The 18,153-nt window shown below is 71.5% G+C and carries 17 protein-coding genes; 16 read left to right on the forward strand and 1 reads right to left on the reverse strand.

Going from position 1 to position 18,153, the window contains the following annotated elements:
• Window positions 1-14: 14 nt before the first annotated feature.
• Window positions 15-1,388, reverse strand: coding sequence for an acetamidase/formamidase family protein (locus VF289_RS11170; RefSeq protein WP_330883966.1), 1,374 nt, complete (start codon window positions 1,386-1,388; stop codon window positions 15-17).
• A 294-nt stretch (window positions 1,389-1,682) separates the two neighbouring features.
• Between VF289_RS11170 and VF289_RS11175 the strand changes: the two genes are divergently transcribed.
• The 16 genes from VF289_RS11175 to VF289_RS11250 all read left to right on the forward strand — a co-directional run bounded on the left by VF289_RS11175 (window position 1,683) and on the right by VF289_RS11250 (window position 18,122).
• The gene (locus VF289_RS11175) at window positions 1,683-3,074 is read left to right on the forward strand and encodes an ammonium transporter (protein ID WP_330883967.1); all 1,392 of its coding nucleotides are present in this window, start codon (window positions 1,683-1,685) and stop codon (window positions 3,072-3,074) included.
• The gene (locus VF289_RS11180) at window positions 3,071-3,409 is read left to right on the forward strand and encodes a P-II family nitrogen regulator (RefSeq protein ID WP_330883968.1); all 339 of its coding nucleotides are present in this window, start codon (window positions 3,071-3,073) and stop codon (window positions 3,407-3,409) included. The genes VF289_RS11175 and VF289_RS11180 overlap by 4 nt, the downstream gene beginning before the upstream one ends.
• Complete coding sequence (locus VF289_RS11185) at window positions 3,399-5,753, forward strand: HD domain-containing protein (RefSeq protein ID WP_330883969.1); 2,355 nt, start codon at window positions 3,399-3,401, stop codon at window positions 5,751-5,753. The genes VF289_RS11180 and VF289_RS11185 overlap by 11 nt, the downstream gene beginning before the upstream one ends.
• Window positions 5,754-5,960: 207 nt before the next feature.
• On the forward strand, window positions 5,961-7,559 hold the full coding sequence (ffh, locus tag VF289_RS11190) for a signal recognition particle protein (RefSeq protein WP_330883970.1): 1,599 nt from the start codon (window positions 5,961-5,963) through the stop codon (window positions 7,557-7,559).
• Window positions 7,560-7,914: 355 nt separating this feature from the next.
• Window positions 7,915-8,829, forward strand: a complete 915-nt coding sequence (locus VF289_RS11195; protein WP_330883971.1) for an endonuclease domain-containing protein — start codon at window positions 7,915-7,917, stop codon at window positions 8,827-8,829.
• 422 nt (window positions 8,830-9,251) lie between these two features.
• Window positions 9,252-10,376, forward strand: a complete 1,125-nt coding sequence (locus VF289_RS11200; RefSeq protein ID WP_330883972.1) for an amidohydrolase family protein — start codon at window positions 9,252-9,254, stop codon at window positions 10,374-10,376.
• A gap of 96 nt (window positions 10,377-10,472) precedes the next feature.
• Window positions 10,473-11,849 (forward strand): Nramp family divalent metal transporter, encoded by a 1,377-nt coding sequence (locus tag VF289_RS11205; RefSeq protein WP_330883973.1) that lies wholly within the window; start codon window positions 10,473-10,475, stop codon window positions 11,847-11,849.
• Between the two features lie 195 nt (window positions 11,850-12,044).
• A complete protein-coding gene (gene rpsP / locus VF289_RS11210) occupies window positions 12,045-12,515 on the forward strand; it encodes a 30S ribosomal protein S16 (protein WP_330883974.1) in 471 nt (156 codons plus the stop codon).
• A 1-nt stretch (window position 12,516) separates the two neighbouring features.
• Window positions 12,517-12,759, forward strand: a complete 243-nt coding sequence (locus VF289_RS11215; RefSeq protein WP_330883975.1) for an RNA-binding protein — start codon at window positions 12,517-12,519, stop codon at window positions 12,757-12,759.
• A complete protein-coding gene (locus VF289_RS11220; protein ID WP_330883976.1) occupies window positions 12,743-13,798 on the forward strand; it encodes a hypothetical protein in 1,056 nt (351 codons plus the stop codon). The genes VF289_RS11215 and VF289_RS11220 overlap by 17 nt, the downstream gene beginning before the upstream one ends.
• Window positions 13,795-14,379: a ribosome maturation factor RimM gene (rimM, locus tag VF289_RS11225; protein WP_330883977.1), complete on the forward strand. Its 585-nt coding sequence runs from the start codon at window positions 13,795-13,797 to the stop codon at window positions 14,377-14,379. Before VF289_RS11220 ends, rimM begins: the two co-directional genes overlap by 4 nt.
• Window positions 14,380-14,387: 8 nt before the next feature.
• Complete coding sequence (gene trmD / locus VF289_RS11230) at window positions 14,388-15,137, forward strand: tRNA (guanosine(37)-N1)-methyltransferase TrmD (RefSeq protein ID WP_330883978.1); 750 nt, start codon at window positions 14,388-14,390, stop codon at window positions 15,135-15,137.
• Between the two features lie 332 nt (window positions 15,138-15,469).
• A complete protein-coding gene (gene rplS, locus VF289_RS11235) occupies window positions 15,470-15,820 on the forward strand; it encodes a 50S ribosomal protein L19 (RefSeq protein WP_010551346.1) in 351 nt (116 codons plus the stop codon).
• 23 nt (window positions 15,821-15,843) lie between these two features.
• Window positions 15,844-16,422 carry a signal peptidase I gene (gene lepB, locus VF289_RS11240; protein WP_330883979.1) on the forward strand — a complete coding sequence of 193 codons (579 nt, stop codon included), beginning with the start codon at window positions 15,844-15,846 and terminating at the stop codon, window positions 16,420-16,422.
• A 30-nt stretch (window positions 16,423-16,452) separates the two neighbouring features.
• On the forward strand, window positions 16,453-17,250 hold the full coding sequence (gene lepB, locus VF289_RS11245) for a signal peptidase I (protein ID WP_330883980.1): 798 nt from the start codon (window positions 16,453-16,455) through the stop codon (window positions 17,248-17,250).
• A complete protein-coding gene (locus tag VF289_RS11250; RefSeq protein ID WP_330883981.1) occupies window positions 17,247-18,122 on the forward strand; it encodes a ribonuclease HII in 876 nt (291 codons plus the stop codon). Before lepB (VF289_RS11245) ends, VF289_RS11250 begins: the two co-directional genes overlap by 4 nt.
• Window positions 18,123-18,153 lie beyond the last annotated feature (31 nt).

The raw sequence follows: 18,153 nt of genomic DNA on the forward strand, positions 1-18,153 counted from the left end.
GGTCGGGCGGTCGCTCAGGAGAAGTGCGACTTCGCGATCACACCGTGGACGCCGACGGTCCTGTCGACCACCTGGGAGATCGTGAAGTCCGCAGCGGCGGAGAGATAGGCGTAGGCCGTGGCGCGATCCATGCCCCGATCCTGCTCCAGGAAGTCCAGCGCGTTCAGCACGGCCATCCGCATCGCGACGTCCAGGTCGCTGATCTGGCCGTTCACGCTGCCGTCAGGGTCGGAGAGCCCGATCGGGATCCAGCTGTCCGCCGTCTCCGCGAAGGGGTACCGGTGGGCCACCGAAGGGGCCTCGCCAGAGCCCTCCTTGCACACCGTGAGCCGGAAGGTGCCTCGCAGTGAGCCCTCCATCGCCGTGAGCGCGACCTCGCCGTCGCCCATCGCGTGGTGGGGATCGCCGACGTAGAAGAGGGCACCCTCGGTCTGCACGGGCAGGTAGAAGGTCGAGCCCTCGCCGAGCAGTCGGATGTCCACGTTCCCGCCACCGATCGTCGGCGGGATCGAGTTCGCCGACGGGTCCGTCGGATCGCTCGCAGAGGAGAGGGCGACGCCCATCATCCCCATGAACGGGCGCAGCGGGAAGCGGACCGCGCCGGAGCCGAACGACATCACCCCGGATCCGTCCTCGATCGAGGTGAAGGTCGAGACGTTGCCCCACGCCGTCGGATCGGGATGCCGGCGGGAGTCGGTGGAGACCGGGGGCATGATCTGTTCCGTGGTGATGCCGGCCGGGGCGCTTCCGTCCCCCGTGATGCCCAGAGCACCTTTCCCGTGTCGGCTCGAGACCACGCCGTAGGGCACCCGAGGTGTCGCCTCCAGGGTCTCGATCTTCAGAACGTCGCCGGGCTGGGCCGATTCGACGAAGACCGGTCCGGTGACCACATGGGGCCCGTCGAGCGCGAAGTCGCGGGGCGTCCGGTCGTAGTCGGCGGCGATGGCGACGGCGTCCTCGAGCACCTGGTCAGGCTCGACGCCGTGCTCGCCGAAGTAGGTCACAGGGTCCCGGCCCTGGTCCTCGAGTATTCCCTCATGGGAGACGGTGTCGATCGTGACGCTCTCTCCCGAGGCCATCTGCAGCACGGGAGCGGTGTGCACGGTGGGCACGTAGCCCCACAGCACGTCGTCGGGATCCGAGCCGAGGTAGTGATCCCCGGAGATCGTGCCGGTTCCCGGGTGGAGGATCGCCGGTGCTGCGCCGCTCGGGGAGGCCTGCTCCGCGGTCGTCGCCGGCGCCGTGGACGGGCCGCAGGCGGACAGCAGGCCGGCACCGGCCCCCAGCGCCGCCGTCGCGCGGAGCAGACCACGGCGCCCGATCCCTCGTTCCACCATCGTCGCGGCGTGCTCCGCGAACCCGTCGACCAGCGTGGATCTCGTGGACATGGGTGGTGCCTCCTTGCGCGATGCGGCCCCGAGGAGAGGGGCCCTGTGGCTCTCGGCCGCTGCGCTGGGGCCGTCTGGTGATTCCCAGGGGGCCGACGCTAGGGGCGAGCACCTGCCGGCCGCCTGTGCCGTCCCGAGGAGCGACCGGTTCGGTCACGTTCTGATCACGCCGGGGTCCGCGAGTAGCTGATCACACCCTGTCTGCCCACTATGTGTGGCACGGCCTACCAGGTCGAACGGGCCCGCGGTGGCAGAACGCCTCACGGGGCCGGCCCTCCTCCACCAGGAGCCGACATGGACTTCACCCTCGACACGGGGGCGACCGCCTGGATCCTCACCAGCGCGTCCCTCGTGCTGCTCATGACCCCCGGTCTTGCTCTCTTCTACGGCGGCATGGTGCGCGCCCGCACCGTGCTGAACATGATGCTGATGTCCTTCAGCGCCATCGCCGTGGTCGCCATCGCCTGGACCGTCGCCGGATACTCGATCGCCTTCGGGTCCGACATCGGCGGAGTCTTCGGGAACCCGCTGGAGCATCTCGGGCTCACCGGGACCGATGAGCAGTCGCTGCTCGGCGGCAGCGGGGTCCCCTTCCTGGTCGCCGCCGGCTTCCAGATGACCTTCGCGGTCATCTCCACCGCCCTGATCTCCGGCGCCATCGCGGACCGCGTCAAGCTCGGCACCTGGCTGGTCTTCGCCGCCGTGTGGGTGCTGGTGGTCTACGCGCCGCTCGCGCACATGGTCTGGGGCGGCGGCCTGCTCAGCGGCGACGGGCCCTTCGCCGCGATCGCCGAACCGGTCGACTTCGCCGGCGGCACCGTGGTCCACATCAACGCCGGCATCGCCGGGCTCGTGCTCGCCCTCGTGGTCGGGGCCCGCAAGGGCTTCGGCAAGGAGCCGATGAAGCCCCACAACCTGCCGCTGGTCATGCTGGGCGCCGCGCTGCTGTGGTTCGGCTGGTTCGGCTTCAACGGCGGCTCCGCCGGCACGGCCGACGGCACCGCGGGCCTGGCCTGGGTGAACACCACCGTCGCGACCGCCGGTGCGATGCTCGGCTGGGCCCTCGTGGAGAAGATCCGCGATCAGCACGTCACCTCGCTCGGCGCCGCCTCCGGCGTCGTCGCGGGACTGGTCGCGATCACCCCGGCCGCCGCCGCGCTCTCCCCGCTCACCTCGATCGTGCTGGGCCTCGCCGCCGGCGTGGCCTGCGCCCTGGCCGTCGGCCTGAAGTACCGCTTCGGCATCGACGACTCCCTCGACGTGGTCGGCGTCCACCTGGTCGGCGGACTCGTCGGCACCATCGGCATCGGTGTCCTCGCGGCCGAGGGAGGTCTGCTGTTCGGCGGCGGCCTGAACCTGCTGCTGGTCCAGATCCTCGTCGCCGTGGCCGCGATGGTCTTCTCCGGAGTCCTCACCGCGGTGATCGCCCTCGTCCTCAAGGCCACGATGGGCTGGAGGATCCCCGAGGCCGACGAACGCGCCGGCATCGACATCACCCACCACGCGGAGGCCGGTTACGATCTTGCCGGGGCCCTGGCCTCCCGTCGGGACCGTGCGATCCATCCCACCGTCCATCCCTCGCCGCCTGCCGGAGTGCCGGAGGAGCCGCGCAACCCGGTCCCCACCGACACCGCGAGCGCAGGAGCGGACGCTCCCAGCCCGGTCACCACAGGAGAGACCCGATGAAGCTCATCACCGCGATCATCCAGCCCCACGCCCTGCAGGCGGTCACCGACTCCCTGCGCGAATACGGAGTCTCCGGGATCACCGTCACCGAGGTCGCCGGGTACGGCCGCCAGGGCGGGCACACCGAGGTCTACCGCGGCGCCGAGTACACGATCGACACCATCCCGAAGATCAAGATCGAGGTGCTGGCCGAGGAGGTCGACGAGAAAGCGATCATCGACCTGATCCTCGCCGCCTCCCGCACCGGGCGCATCGGGGACGGCAAGATCTGGACCACCGAGGTCGGCGCCGTGGTGCGGGTGCGCACCGGTGAACGGGGTGCGGATGCCCTCTGAGGCGCTCTCCTCCCGACGGATCACCCAGGTGCTCCACGAGGGGTTCGCCGACGACGCCGCCGGCCCCTCCCGCCGCCTCGCCCAGTCCGACCTCGTGGACGACTGGCTGCGTGGGCTGTGGGAGCGGGCCGGCGCTCCGGCGTCGGACGGGTCCGGAGCGGCGCTGGCCGCGATCGGCTCCCTCGGCCGCCGCTCCCTGGGCCCCGGCAGCGACCTCGACCTGGTGCTGCTGCTGGATCCCGAGCAGATCTCCCAGGAGGAGTCCGCGCGGCTCGCGAGCGCGATCTGGTACCCGATCTGGGATTCCGGCACCTCCCTGGACCATGCCGTGCGCAGCCCCGACGAGTGCGTGTCGGTGGCCGCCGGGGACCTGCGGGCCGCGATCGCGCTGCTGGACCTGCGGGTCGTGGCGGGCGATGCCCAACTGGTCGCGGAGACCTCGAAGCGGGTGCGCGCCCAGTGGCGGCGCGAGGCGCGCCGCCGGGTGGGGGAGCTGGTCGACCTCGCCACCGACCGCACCCGCCACCACGGCTCCCTTGCCCACTCCACCGAGCCGAACCTCAAGTCCGACCGCGGGGGCCTGCGGGACATCACCGTCATCCGGGCGCTCGCCGAGAGCTGGCTGGCCGACCACGACCACGCGGTCGTCGACGACGCCTCGCGCATCCTCCGCAACGCCCGCGACGCCCTGCAGGCCGTCACCGGCTCCTCCGGCACCCGGCTGGGCCGCGCCGATCAGGACGCGGTGGCAGCGCTGACCGGGCACGCCACCGCGGATGACCACCACGCGGTGCTCGCCGAGGCCGCTCGCGCCGTCACCTGGGAGCTGCACCGCGCCGTGCGGGCCGCGGAGGCCGCCGTCGCCCCCAGCGGCGCCGCCACCCGCGGCCAGGGCACCGACCGTCGGCCTGCCCTGACGCGCCTGCCCCACGGCGTCCTGGTCCAGGCGGGCGAGGTGTCCGTGGACCCGGCCAGCCGGGACCTGCTGCGTGACCTGGCCGCGGTCCGCCACGCCGCCACCACCGGGCTGCCGCTGGCCGATGCGACGCTGGTGCGCCTGGCCGAGGCCCCCGCCGGTCCGCTGCTGCCGGCCCAGCGCGACGTGCTGGTGGACGCCCTGGCGGGAGAGTACTTCGCCGACGTCTACGAAGCCCTCGACGTGAAGGGGATCTTCGCCCGCTGGGTGCCCGGCTGGGCCGAGATCCGCAATCGGCCCCAGCGCTCTGCCGTGCACCGCTTCACCGTGGATCGCCACCAGGTGGAGGCCGTGCTCGAGGCGCAGCGCTTCCTGCCCCGGGTGGGGCGCCCCGACCTGCTGCTGGTCACTGCCCTCTTGCACGACCTCGGCAAACGGCCCGACACCCGCGATCACGCCGTCGAGGGCGCGCCGCTCGCGGAGGCCGCCGCCCGCCACCTGGGCTTCGACAAGGCCGACGCCCGCACCGTCGGGATCCTCGTGCGTGAGCACCTCACCCTGGTGAGCCTGGCCACCGGTCGGGACCTCGCCGATCCCGCCACCCTTCGGGACCTGCTGAAGGCAGTCGACGGGGACCCCGAGACCCTCGAGATCCTTCGCGCTCTCACCGAGGCCGACGCCGTCGCGGCCGGCCCCGCAGCCTGGTCCACCTGGCGCGCGGACCTCGTCGACCACCTCTCCGGCATGGCGCGCGACGCTCTCAGCGGCACGATCTCGGCCCCGCGCACCCTGCTGACCCCGCAGCGCTCCGTGCAGGACTCGGTGCTCGCCGCCGTCCGGCGCAGCGGCAGCGCCCAGGTGCTCTATCCCGCGCACCTCGACACCGAGCCCATCTCGCAGATCTGCGTGGGCGCCCCTGACGGTGACGGGGTGTTCGCCGCCATGGCCCGCGTGCTGGTGCGGCTCCGGCTCGACGTGCACAGCGCCGTGGTCGTCACCATGGAGGACGTCGCCGTGAACACCTGGTGGGTGGCAGGGGCGCCCTCGGACCTCCCGCACCCCTCCGTGCTGCGCACCGCTCTGGATCGCGAGCTCGCGCACCGCGATCGACCCGACGCCCGCGTGCTCGAGCTGCCGCCGGCCCCGCCGCCGCGCACCACCGAGGACACCCCGGTGGTGACCCTCCTGCCCGGGGCCTCCCGTGAGGCGACGGTGGTGCAGGTCAACGCCCGCAACCGCCCCAGCCTCCTGGCCGACGTCGCCGAGGTGATCACCGTGCACCGGCTCCAGGTCCGCAGCGCCCACGTGATGACGCTGGGCCGACGTGCGGTGGACGTGCTGTACCTGACCGACCAGCACGGCCGAGCCCTGAACCCGCCGACGGTCGGTCGTATAGTCGCCGCCCTGATGGACGCCGCAGCGACCTGAGCGGCCCATGCGGCTCGGGAACGCTCGGCCTGCGCGGCACCGGACGCCGGGCGCCCGACCTCTGCGGCTGCGGGGGCCGGGGCCGGGTGAGCCCGGTCCGCGCGGCGAGGTGGCGGTTCTCTCCTGCGGGGCTGACCGCGCCTCCTGGGGTGGGCGCGCCGGGCGCACTACACTGATGCGGTCCATACGACCAAGGGGAAGCGCTTCGTGTTCAACAACCTCTCCGATCGCATCACAGCATCGCTGAAGGGTCTGCGCGGCCATGGCCGCCTCACCGAAGCGGACGTCGACAAGACGATCCGCGAGATCCGCCGTGCCCTGCTCGACGCCGACGTCGCCGTCTCCGTCGTGCGCGATTTCACCGGCCGGGTCCGCGAGCGGGCGCTCGGCGAAGAGGTCTCCAAGGCGCTCAACCCCGCCCAGCAGGTCGTCAAGATCGTCAATGACGAGCTGGTCGAGGTGCTCGGCGGCGCCACCGGCGAGCTGCACTTCGCCAAGAACCCGCCCACCGTGACCATGCTCGCCGGCCTCCAGGGCGCCGGCAAGACCACCCTGGCCGGCAAGCTCGCGACGTGGATGAAGTCCCAGGGGCACACCCCGCTGCTCGTCGCCGCGGACCTCCAGCGCCCCAACGCCGTCACCCAGCTGCAGGTCGTCGGCGACCGCGCCGGCGTGCCGGTGTTCGCCCCCGAGCCGGGCAACGGCGTGGGCGACCCGGTGCTGGTCGCGATGAACGGCGTCTCCACCGCCCAGTTCCAGCAGCACGACGTGGTCATCGTCGACACCGCAGGCCGCCTCGGCATCGACGAGGAGATGATGGAGCAGGCGCGGAACATCCGCGACGCCGTCAACCCTCACGAGACCCTCTTCGTCGTCGACGCGATGATCGGCCAGGACGCGGCCCGCGTCGCCGAGGCCTTCCGCGACGGCGTCGGCTTCACCGGCGTGGTGCTCTCCAAGCTCGACGGTGACGCCCGCGGCGGCGCCGCGCTGTCCATCACCGGCGTCACCCAGCGACCGATCCTCTTCGCCTCTACCGGCGAGAGCCTCGACGAGTTCGAGCGCTTCCACCCGGACCGCATGGCCAACCGCATCCTCGACATGGGTGACGTGCTCACCCTCATCGAGCAGGCGGAGAAGGCCTTCGACCAGGAGGAGGCGGAGAAGGCCGCCGCGAAGCTGGCCTCCGGCGAGGACTTCACCCTCGACGACTTCCTGAACCAGATGCAGCAGCTCAAGAATATGGGCAGCATCAAGAAGATGCTCGGCATGCTGCCGAACATGGGCCAGTACCGCGAGGCGCTGGAGAACTTCGACGAGGCCGAGATCGGCCGGGTCGAGGCGATCATCCGCTCCATGACGCCCCAGGAGCGCAACGATCCCAAGATCCTCAACGGCTCGCGCCGCAACCGCATCGCTCGCGGTTCGGGCACCACCGTGCAGCAGATCAACCAGCTGCTGGAGCGGTTCAAGCAGGCCCAGCAGATGATGAAGACCATGGGCAAGGGCATGGCCGGCGGCGGCATGCCCGGGATGCCCGGCGGCCCCGGCATGGGGATGGGAAAGAAGTCCCGCGGCAAGCAGGCCCCGCAGAAGCAGGTCAAGAAGTCCAAGTCCAAGAACCCGGCGAAGGCTGCCCGCGAACAGGCCGAGGCCGCCAAGAAGGCTGCGGCCGGCGGTGGCCAGGGCGGATCGGCCTTCGGCGGTGCCGCGGGCGGTGCCCAGACCGGCGGTCAGCCCGACCTCTCGGACTTCGATCCCAGCCAGCTCCCGCCGGAGATGCAGAAGCTCCTCGGCGGCAAGTGAGGCACGGCCGGTCGCTCGACGGCAGGTCAGCTGCTCGCGGCCGGCCCACGACCGAACCACGACAACCCGCGCAGCGGTAGGTCAGCGCGCCCGCGCCCACCTCCTCACCCACGCCCACCTCCCCCCGCGCAGCGGTAGGCGGGATTCGTCGACAGAATGTTCCAGGACCGGGAACATTTCGTCCATCAACTCCATTCTGCCGACGGCAGTCGCCCCCTGTGCAGGGGCGAGCGCACCATTCGGCCGATCGCCGGTGCCGGAGACGCCGCCGGATCGTTCCTCCACAGCGCGGGTCCGTGCACCGCCGTCGCGCCGCCGGCCCTGCTCGGCACCGGCTGGCCTACGGTCCTGGATCATGGCACTCAGACCTCAGGACCTCGACAAGAGCGCCGTGTACTCGAGCGTATGGCTCAGGGCGCACGGGATGCATCCCCGCGAGCTCGCGTCCTCGAAGCTGACCCGTGTCCTGCCCGGCCATGTCACCCGTACCGATGCTCCTGCTGGTCTGCGTGCGATAGCGCTGGTGGCGCAGCGACAGCTCATCCAGGGGGCGGTGATCAGCCGGGAAACGGCCGCCGAGCTCTTCCGGATCCCGCTCCCGCACGAGCTCACTCACGAGGGCGGCGCCGCAGTCCACCTCCGGGTCTCCGACGGGGCCGCTGCCCGGCGCACCCCGTTGATCAACGTGCATCTCCAGATGCAGGCCCCCGTGATCCGTCACCACGGAGTGCTGATGTCCCACCCCGTGGTGGCAGTTCAGGAGATTGCGCCTCGGCTGTCCCACGCCGAGCTCGTCATCTGCCTCGACGCGCTGGTGGCGGACAGACATGGAGCTGCGGCCCGGGTTCCGCTCCCGGAGCTCCTCGGCCTGATCCGCGCACGGAAGGGAAGGGGCGCAGCAGAGTTGCGTGCCGCCGCGATCGACGTGCGAGAGCGGGTGTGGTCGCCGATGGAGACTCGGATGCGTCTGATGCTGCTCGGGCACGGTTATCCGGAACCGGAGCTGAATCGGCCGATCAGAGACCCGGCCACCGGCATCGTCTACTACATCGACCTCGCGTTCCCGCAATGGAGCATCGCCATCGAGTACGACGGGCGTCACCACCTGACGGACCCGAGGCAGCAGGGGGCCGACCTGCACAAGAACGAAGTGCTCCACGCGCAGGGCTGGTCGGTGCTGAGGGTGTCGACCGCCGACCTCCATCGTCCGGAGGACTTCTTCCTCCGTATCGAGGAGGTCATCCACCGTCGGGCACTCTCCGCGGCGTGATTCCTGGGGTCACTGGTCACTGGTCACTGTCCGGCGTGCGCAGTGCGGTGTGCGGTGTGCGGTGTTAGGTGTCCGCTGCCCGGCACCCAGTGCACTGTGACCGATGGTCGCAGCAGATGGCAGTGCCGACTCCGGCGGCCCGAGTGACCGCGGTGGCCGAGTTTGCCACGGGGTTCATCGACGACATCTTCCATCATGTGGAACAAGTGATCGATCAACTCGGTGGTGAAGCGTGGGGGCCGGGCGCGACCCAGCGCAGGAGAATCGGTGACCAGCCGTCGAGCCGTCCAGCGGTCCAGCCGTCCAGCCGTCCAGCCGTCCAGCCGTCCAGCCGTCGAGCCGTCGAGACGTCGAGCTGTCGAGCCATCCAACGGCGCGGGAGAGCCACCCCAGCCCAGCCGTGCCCGACTAGGCTCGTCTCCATGACTGCTGCCCGGACCTCCACCGCTCGGCGGGACCCGGTCCTCCACCTTCGCGGCCCGATCCTGCTCGGCCCTGACCAGGAGCTCGCGGAAGCCTGGGTGGCCGATGGACGGATCCGGCATCGGCGCCCAGAGCTGTCCGCCGGCACCGAGGTCAGGACTCTCGACGGGGTCGTGGCCCCGGGACTCGCAGACCTGCACTGCCATCTCGGGATCGCCGACGGCGGCGGGGGCACCACGCTGGCCGAGGCCCGACAGCAGGCGCTCACCGATCGGGACTCCGGTGTGCTCCTGATCCGCGATGCGGGCTCGATCATCGACACCTCGCCGCTGCAGCAGCAGGGCGACCTGCCCCGTCTGATCCGCTGCGGTCGGCACCTGGCCCGCACTCGCCGCTACCTGTTCGGATATGCCGACGAGGTCGAGCCCGAGGACCTCCCGGCAGCCGTCACCCGAGAAGCCGCACGGGGCGACGGCTGGGTGAAGCTGGTGGGCGACTGGATCGACCGCAGCGCCGGCGACCTGGCCCCGTGCTGGGAGGCCGGGGACTTCCAGGCCGCGGCACGTGCCGCCCATGAGGCGGGGGCGCGCATCACCACGCACACCTTCGACGAGGCCACGCTGCCGCTCGCCCTCGACGCCGGCTTCGACTGCCTCGAGCACGCCTCCGGACTCACCGACGAGACGATCACGCGCACGGCCGAGGCCGGCATCCCTGTCGTCTCCACCCTGGTCAACGTCGGCGAGTTCGAGGCCTACGCGCGCCAGGGGGAGAAGAAGTTCCCCGCCTACGCCGCGCACATGCGCCGCCTGCACACCGCGCGCTACGACCGCACCCGCGACGCGCACGACGCAGGGATCCGGCTGCTGGTCGGCACCGACGCCGGGGGAGTCCTGGGCCACGGCATCGTCCACGACGAGCTCGACGAGCTCTCCCGTGCCGGCCTCACCGCCGCCGACATCCTCGACGCCGCGGCCTTCGCACCGCGAGCATTCCTCGGCGAGCCTGCCCTCGAGGACGGTGCGCCTGCGGATCTGCTGGTCCTCCCGCGCGACCCGCGCCAGGACCATCGCGCTCTGCGCGAGCGCAGGCACGTGGTGCTCGGCGGTCGCGTCGTCGCCTGAACCGATCGCCGTCGAGGCGGGTGGGTCCTGGGCCTGACCGTCTCCCTCCCCGGTCATCGCCTGGCGACGTCGACACCGACCCGCTACCGTGCCCGGATGCACTCCGACGACGCAGCGCGCTCCCGCCCCGACCGAGACGCAGAGACACCCGGCCGTGCCGCCGCCGACCCGGCTGCGGGCGGAGGGGACGGGACCCTGGCGGAGGACTCCGCCCCGCCCCGGTGGAAGCTCGTGGGCCCTGGCCTCGTGGTGGCCGCGACCGGCATCGGCGCGGGAGACCTCGTGGCGACCCTGGTCGCCGGATCCCGCTACGGCTACGCGCTGCTGTGGGCCGCGGTCGCCGGTGTGATCATCAAGATCGTCCTGGTGGAGGGAGCGGGACGCTGGACTCTCGCCACCGGCCACTCCATCTTCGAGGGCTGGCGCCGCGTGGGCCGCTGGACCTCCTGGTACTTCGGCCCGTACATCATGGTGTGGGGGTTCATGTACGGAGCGACCGCCATGAGCGCCTCGGCGCTGCCGCTCGCCGCGCTGGTGCCCCGGCTGCCCGTCCTCGGCGACATCGGATGGATCGCGGACATGCCGTTCATCGTCTACGCGATCGCCTCGGGGCTGATCGGCGCGGCCCTGGTGTGGATGGGCCGGTACCACGCCCTCGAGAAGATGGTCGCGGTGCTGGTCGGCATCATGTTCCTGACCGTCGTCGGCGCGGCCGCCGTGACCCTGCCGAACCTCGGAGAGGTGCTCGGCGGTCTGGTGCCCCGCATTCCCCAGGGCGGGCTGGTCTACACCCTCTCGATCGCCGGAGGCGTGGGCGGCACCATCACCCTCGCCGCCTACGGCTACTGGCTCTCGGAGAAGGGCTGGAGCACACCGCGCTGGATGCGCGTGATGCGGATCGACAACGCGATGGCGTACGTCATCTCCGGCATATTCGTCGTCGCGATGCTGATCGTCGGGGCCGAGCTGCTGTACTCCTCGAGCATCGCGATCGATGAGGGCGACCGCGGCCTGCTCGACCTGTCCGAGGTGCTCTCCGAGCGGTACGGCTCCTTCTTCAGCGGCGTGTTCCTGCTGGGGTTCTGGGCCTCGTCGTTCTCGTCCGTGCTGGGGGTCTGGAACGGCGTCTCGGTGATGTTCGCGGACTTCTGGGGTCATGTCCGTCGGCTGCCCGAGGACCATCCCGACCGCCGGATCGGCGGACGGTACTACCGTTTCTACATCCTGTGGCTCACCTTCCCGCCGATGCTCCTGCTGCTGCTCGGCAAGCCGCTCCAGGTGATCATCGCCTACGGTGTGCTCGGGGCCTTCTTCATGCCCTTCCTCGCGGTGACCCTGCTGGTGCTCATGAACTCGCGGCACATGCCCGAGAGGTGGCGGAACGGATCGGTGCTGAACGCCGCCCTCGTCGTGGTGACGCTGCTGTTCGTGGTGCTCGGCGCCAATCAGCTGGTGGGCGCGTTCACCGGCTGAGCGGCGCATGTGCCCCGGGGCACAGCATCCGGGGTGGAACCCGGCCCCGAGGACCTGGCATACTCAGACCCTGTATGTGCACGGACCGGCCCTCTACCCGTCCGTGCGCGACACCCCGAGGACCGTCAGCGCCCGCATCACCCCACAGGCTGCGGCGGGACTCACCCGAACATCCCTGAAGGAGAGTCCACCCACGTGGCTGTCAAGATCCGTCTGAAGCGCATGGGCAAGATCCGTGCACCGTTCTACCGTGTCGTCGTCGCCGATTCGCGCAAGAAGCGCGACGGTGCCGTGATCGAGGAGATCGGCCAGTACCACCCCACCGAGAACCCCTCGTTCATCGAGATCGAGTCCGATCGTGCGCAGTACTGGCTCGGCGTCGGCGCGCAGCCGACCGAGCAGGTCGCCGCGCTGCTGAAGATCACCGGTGACTGGGCGAAGTTCAAGGGCGAGGGCGACGCCGCCGGCTCCCTGAAGACCGCCGAGTCGAGGAAGTCCGCCGAGGAGCTCATCGCCGACGCCGACAAGGCCGCCGTCGAGTCCCGTGAGGGCGCGAAGAAGGCCAAGGACGCGAAGTCGGCCGAGCTCGAGGCCGGCTCCGAGGAGGCCCCGGCCGAGGGCGAGACCACCGAGGACGCCGACGCCGCGGCGACCGACGAGGCCTGACATGAGCTCCCGCGCCGAAGCTCTCGACCATCTCGTCCGCGGCATCGTCGATGATCCCGATGCCGTGGCCGTGACCGAGAAGTCCACACGTCGTGGTCCGCTGCTCGAGGTCCGGGTCGGTCCTGCCGATCTGGGTCGCGTGATCGGTCGCTCCGGTCGCACCGCCCGTGCCCTGCGCACGGTCACCGCGGCGCTGTCGGACGATGACGTGCGGGTCGACATCGTCGATGTCGACCGGCGCTGAGGTGCCTCGAACCATCTCCTGGAGCGGCGCTGCCCGACGGACCGAGAGGTCCGGGCAGCGCCGCTCCTGGCGTTCCGGGCGCCGTGCTGCATCGCTGCGCAGCGCTGCAGCCCGGCGCACTGCTGCTCTGCTGGGTCTCACCCTGCTGCTGGCGGGCTGCACGACCAGCGGCGCCGCCCCCGAGAAGTCGGCCCCGGCCGAGGAGCCCTCCGCCGCCTCCGAGGCCCCCGCCGAGGATCCGGCGCTCGCCGCGGCCTGCGCCGAGTTCTGGGGCGACCCGGACTATCGCGACCCGCTCTCCCGCACCGTCCTGGACCGGGCCGGGTCCGCGCCCGAGGTCGGCCCCTCGGACCCCTTCTTCTACGCGATGACCGGTGACGACATCGATGCCGCCTTCGAGCAGGCGCCCGAACCCGCGCAGCAGGCCGCCGCGGTCCTCGCCGAGTGGTTCCGCACCGAGCCCGAGCGCGGCATGGACGCGGACCGGGCCGCCTTCGCCGGAGCCTGGGAGGGACTGGCCGCCCCCTGCCAGGAGCTCTCCGTGGCCGCGGCCTGGTCCCTCTCCGCGGGGGAGGACGGCACCAAGCCGGCCGCCCTCGTCTGCGCCGACGTCTTCGACACTCCCGGCACCCTCACCCACTTCGCCAACGCCAATGTGCTGACCTCGAACATGTTCAAGCTGGTGGGGCTCTCCCCGCGCGAGGTCCCCGGCGGCCGGGAGGACGATGTCCGGGCCACAGCCGAGCTGCTCGGCGCGGAGATCGCCGCGGTCGATGATCCCGCCGTCGCCGCCGCCCTCGAGCAGGTGCGCACCCCCTTCCTCGACGCGCTCGAGGGGGACACCTGGTCCGACGGGCTGAGCGCATCGCTCACCGAGCTCGGGACCGCGTGCGAGGCGGCAGGCTACCCCTCCCCGGCTCCCGGGGAGATCCCCCAGACCACCACCAGTGACCAGGACTCGGGCCCGAGCACGGAGGTCGACGACGGCATCGTCGGCGCCGGGGCCCAGGACGGCACGCACCACGGAGGACGCTCATGAACACGCTCGACGTCATCATCGCGACCATCGGCAAGGCCCACGGGCTGCGCGGCGAGGTCGCTCTGGTGCTGCGCACCGATCAGCCCGAGGAGCGCCTGCAGCCCGGCACCGTCTTCGAGGTCCGGGCGGGAGGACGCCCCCGCACTCTCACCGTCGCCGGCACCCGTGCACAGCAGGACCGCTGGTACGTGCGCTTCGAGGAGGTCGCCGACCGCACCGACGCCGAGTCCCTGCGCGGCGTCGAGCTGGAGCTCGGCGTCGACGCCGGGCAGGAGGCGGACGAGGACCCTGATGCCTGGTATCCCGCACAGCTGAAGGGGCTGAGCGTCCGTCACGTCGACGGCCACGATCTCGGCACCGTGCTCGGCGTCGAGCACTATCCGGCACAGGATCTCCTGATCGTGCGCACCGGGGACCGCCGCCGGGTGCAGCTGCCGCTGGTCGAGCAGCTCGTGCCCGAGGTGGACCTCGCCGCAGGGGTGGTGCTCGCCGATCCGCCCGGAGGGCTGTTCGATCCGCTGCCGGAGGACGAGCAGGTCCCGGAGAGCGAGACGTCCGCCCCGCCCCGATCGGAGCGCTGAGACGAACCATGCGCATCGACGTCATCACGATCTTCCCCGAGTACCTCGCACCGCTCGAGCTCTCCCTGATCGGGAAGGCCCGACGTGAGGGACTCGTCGACCTGCACGTGCACGACCTGCGGCAGTGGACCCACGACCGTCACCGCACGGTCGACGACACCCCGCTCGGGGGCGGCGCCGGCATGGTGATGAAGCCCGAGCCGTGGGCGGAGGCGTTCTCCGCGGTGCGTGAGGCCGGACAGGCATCGCTCGGCGCTGACGTCGAGCCGCTGATCGTCTTCCCGAACCCGGCGGGCGCGCCGTTCGCGCAGGGCACGGCCCAGGAATGGTCCCAGTGCGAGTGGCTGGTGTTCGCCTGTGGCCGGTACGAAGGCATCGACGAGCGGGTCTACGAGCACCTGGCGGACGTGGGCTGCGAGGTCGCGCTGGCCTCCCTCGGCGACTACGTGCTCAACGGCGGCGAGGTCGCGGTGCTCGCGATCACCGAGGCGGTGGTCCGACTGGTGCCGGGAGTCGTCGGCAACGCCGAGTCCCTGGTCGAGGAGTCCCACTCCGACGGCCTGCTCGAGTACCCGCTCTACACCCGCCCCGCGAGCTGGACCGATCCGGCGGGGGTGCAGCGCGACGCGCCGCCGATCCTGCTCTCGGGGGACCACGGGAAGATCGCCGCCTGGCGCCGGGAGCAGTCCCTCTCGCGCACCCGGCAGCGCCGGCCGGAACTGCTGGCGTCGGGGGATGGGGACGCCTCGGGCGCATGAAGCGCCGTCGGGGGAGTGCCCGGCCCCGCGGAGTGACGGAGTCGACAGCCCTCGTCGGTGATGACCAGCACGGGCGTCGCTCCTCGGGCTTGCCGCCCCCCTCCGACCCTGGCAGAATGACCCCTCGTGCGCACCGCGCGTCCCTCTGCCTCAGGGGAGGACGCACACAGCGGTCGGGCAGGTCCGTGGCGATGGGAGTCGCCGCCAGAGGCCCAGCACGCCGGCACGGGGAGTCCGCTCCTCGCCGGATCGACGGTTCCGAATGGACTCCCCTGCCGGGGAGTCCCGCGAACGACGCCGTCCGACCTGAGGCGGAGGGCTGGAGAAAGAACATGCAGAAGCTCGATGAGCTCGACAAGGCCTCGCTGCGCGAGGACGTCCCCGCCTTCCGCGCCGGCGACAACGTCAAGGTGCACGTGAAGGTCATCGAGGGCAACCGCTCTCGTATCCAGGTCTTCCAGGGCTACGTCATCGGTCGTCAGGGCCACGGCGTGGGCGAGACCTTCCGCGTCCGCAAGATCTCCTTCGGCGTCGGCGTGGAGCGCGTGTTCCCCGTGCACGCCCCGACCGTCGACAAGATCGAGGTCGTCACCCGTGGCGATGTGCGCCGCGCGAAGCTGTACTACCTGCGCAACCTCACGGGCAAGAAGGCCCGCATCAAGGAGAAGCGCGACCACTCCTGATCTGCGGATCCCTGCTCCCGGGCATGTCCCGCGACAGCGCTGACGGACGGCGGCGGCCCCACCTGGTGGTGGCCGTCGCCGTCGGCGTCGTGCTGCTTCTGGTCGCCGCGCTGCTGGTGCGTCACCACGTCGCGCAGCCCTTCCGGGTGCCCTCGGCCTCGATGGCGCCGCTCCTGGAGCCCGGTGACGTGCTCCTGGCGGATCGCTCCACCCGTGGCACCGCGCAGCGGGGCGACGTGGTCGTGTTCGACGGGCGCGGGTATTTCGCACCGTCGGAGGGCGACGGCGAGAGGTACTGGGTCAAGCGGGTCATCGCCGTCGGCGGGGACCGGGTCGAGTGCTGCGATGCCGACGGCATGATCACCCTCGACGGCGCCGCGCTGGCGGAGCCGTACCTGCCCGCCGGCACTGCGCCCAGCGAGATCGAGTTCGATCTGCTGGTCCCGGAGGGGCGAATCTTCGTGCTCGGGGACAACCGGACGGACTCCACCGACTCCCGTCACCTGTTGGGCGCCCCGGGCGGCGGGATGATCCCGGTGGACCGTGTGGTCGGTGAGGCGGAACGCATCGTGTGGCCGCTCACGCGCGGCGGCGCGCTCTGACCCCCAGCATCTGCCGATAGGATCACCGCGATGAACGCGCCCCACGACTCCCGACCTGCCGAGTCCCACTCCGAGGACCCGGCAGGCGCTGTGGACCCCGAAGGCGCGGCAGGCCCCGTGGACGGCGGTGAGGAGCGCGCGACGGGACGTGGTCACCGGCGCCAGCGCATGCCGCTGTGGCTCGACACCCTCGTCACCATGGCGGTCGCGCTCGTCATCGCGGTGCTGGTCAAGACCTTCCTGATCCAGCCGTTCTACATCCCCTCCGCCTCGATGAACCCGACCCTGCTCGAGGACGACAAGATCCTCGTGTCCAAGCTGAGCCCCGGCGTGTTCGACCTCCAGCGCGGAGACGTGATCGTCTTCGAGGACCCCGACGACTGGATCCCCGGGGACGCCACGGAGAACCCCACCGCCCGGGTGCGGGTCATGATGCTGCTGAGCCTGGTGGGCCTGGCCCCGGATCCCTCCCAGGACCACCTCGTCAAGCGTCTGGTCGGCGTGCCGGGAGACCATGTCGTCTGCGAATCCGAGGGAGCGACGCTCGAGGTCAACGGGGTCGCGCTCGAGGAGCCGTACATCAATCCCGAGACCCCCGCCTGCCAGGTGGCCTTCGACGTCACCGTGCCCGACGGCAAGGTGTGGGTGATGGGCGACAACCGCTTCGCCTCGGCCGATTCGGCCTGGCACGAGACCCGGGGCGAGGGCGGCTTCGTCGACGAGTCCGACATCACCGGGCGGGCTGAGCTGATCTTCTGGCCGGCCAGCAACTGGACCCGTCTGGACGATGGCCGGGAGGCCTTCGCCGACGTCCCGGACCAGCCGTGAGCACGCCCGCTCCCACGCTCGATGTCGAGCGTGAGCTCGCCGCGCGCCGCGGACCTGGACGCCGCATCGTGGTCGGCGTCGACGAGGTGGGACGCGGCGCGCTCGCGGGTCCGGTGGCCGTCGGCGCCTGCGCGATCGAGCTGCTGGACGGGGTCGCGGCGCCGCTGCCCGAGGGTGTCCGCGATTCCAAGAAGCTCACCGCGCGTCGCCGGTCGGCGCTCGTCGATCCCATCCTGGCCGCTGCGCACGCCGGTGCCGTGGGGTGGGCGACGGGGGCCGAGATCGATGAGCTCGGGATCATGCCCGCGCTGACCAGCGCTGCCCTGCGAGCACTGGACGCACTCGATCTGGGCTCCGAGATCGATGCGATCGTGCTGGACGGCGACGTCGACGTCCTCACCGCGGGGCTCACCACCGCCGAGCACCCGGCTCCGCTGGTGCACCTCCAGGTCGCCGCCGATCGCGACTGCGTGAGCGTGGCCGCCGCCAGCATCCTGGCCAAGGTCGCCCGTGACGAGCACATGGTCGCGCTCGATGCCGTCGCCCCCGAGTACTGCTGGGCCTCGAACAAGGGGTACGGCTCCGCGGTCCACCGCGAGGCGATCGACCGGCTCGGCGCGCACGAGCACCACCGACGCAGCTGGCGACTGGGTTCTCGGCCCGTCGCACGCCGCGTGACGGCGTCACTGCCCGTGCCGGTGACGGAGCTCGTCCCGGTGACCGCGCCCGTGCCGGGGCCTGCGCCGACGGCGACGGGGAGCGACGGGTTCCTGGCCGTGCCGGGCGAGGCGGGATCGCTCTCGGGCACCGGGGATGCTGGCGTACTGTGGGATGACCTGTGGTACCCGCAGGATGGGAAGGAGCGTCGGTGAGCGCCCAGGAACTCGAGAACTACGAGTCCGA

Origin of the sequence: Brachybacterium sp. (genome assembly GCF_036379615.1) — a bacterium.
Classification (GTDB): Bacteria; Actinomycetota; Actinomycetes; order Actinomycetales; family Dermabacteraceae; genus Brachybacterium.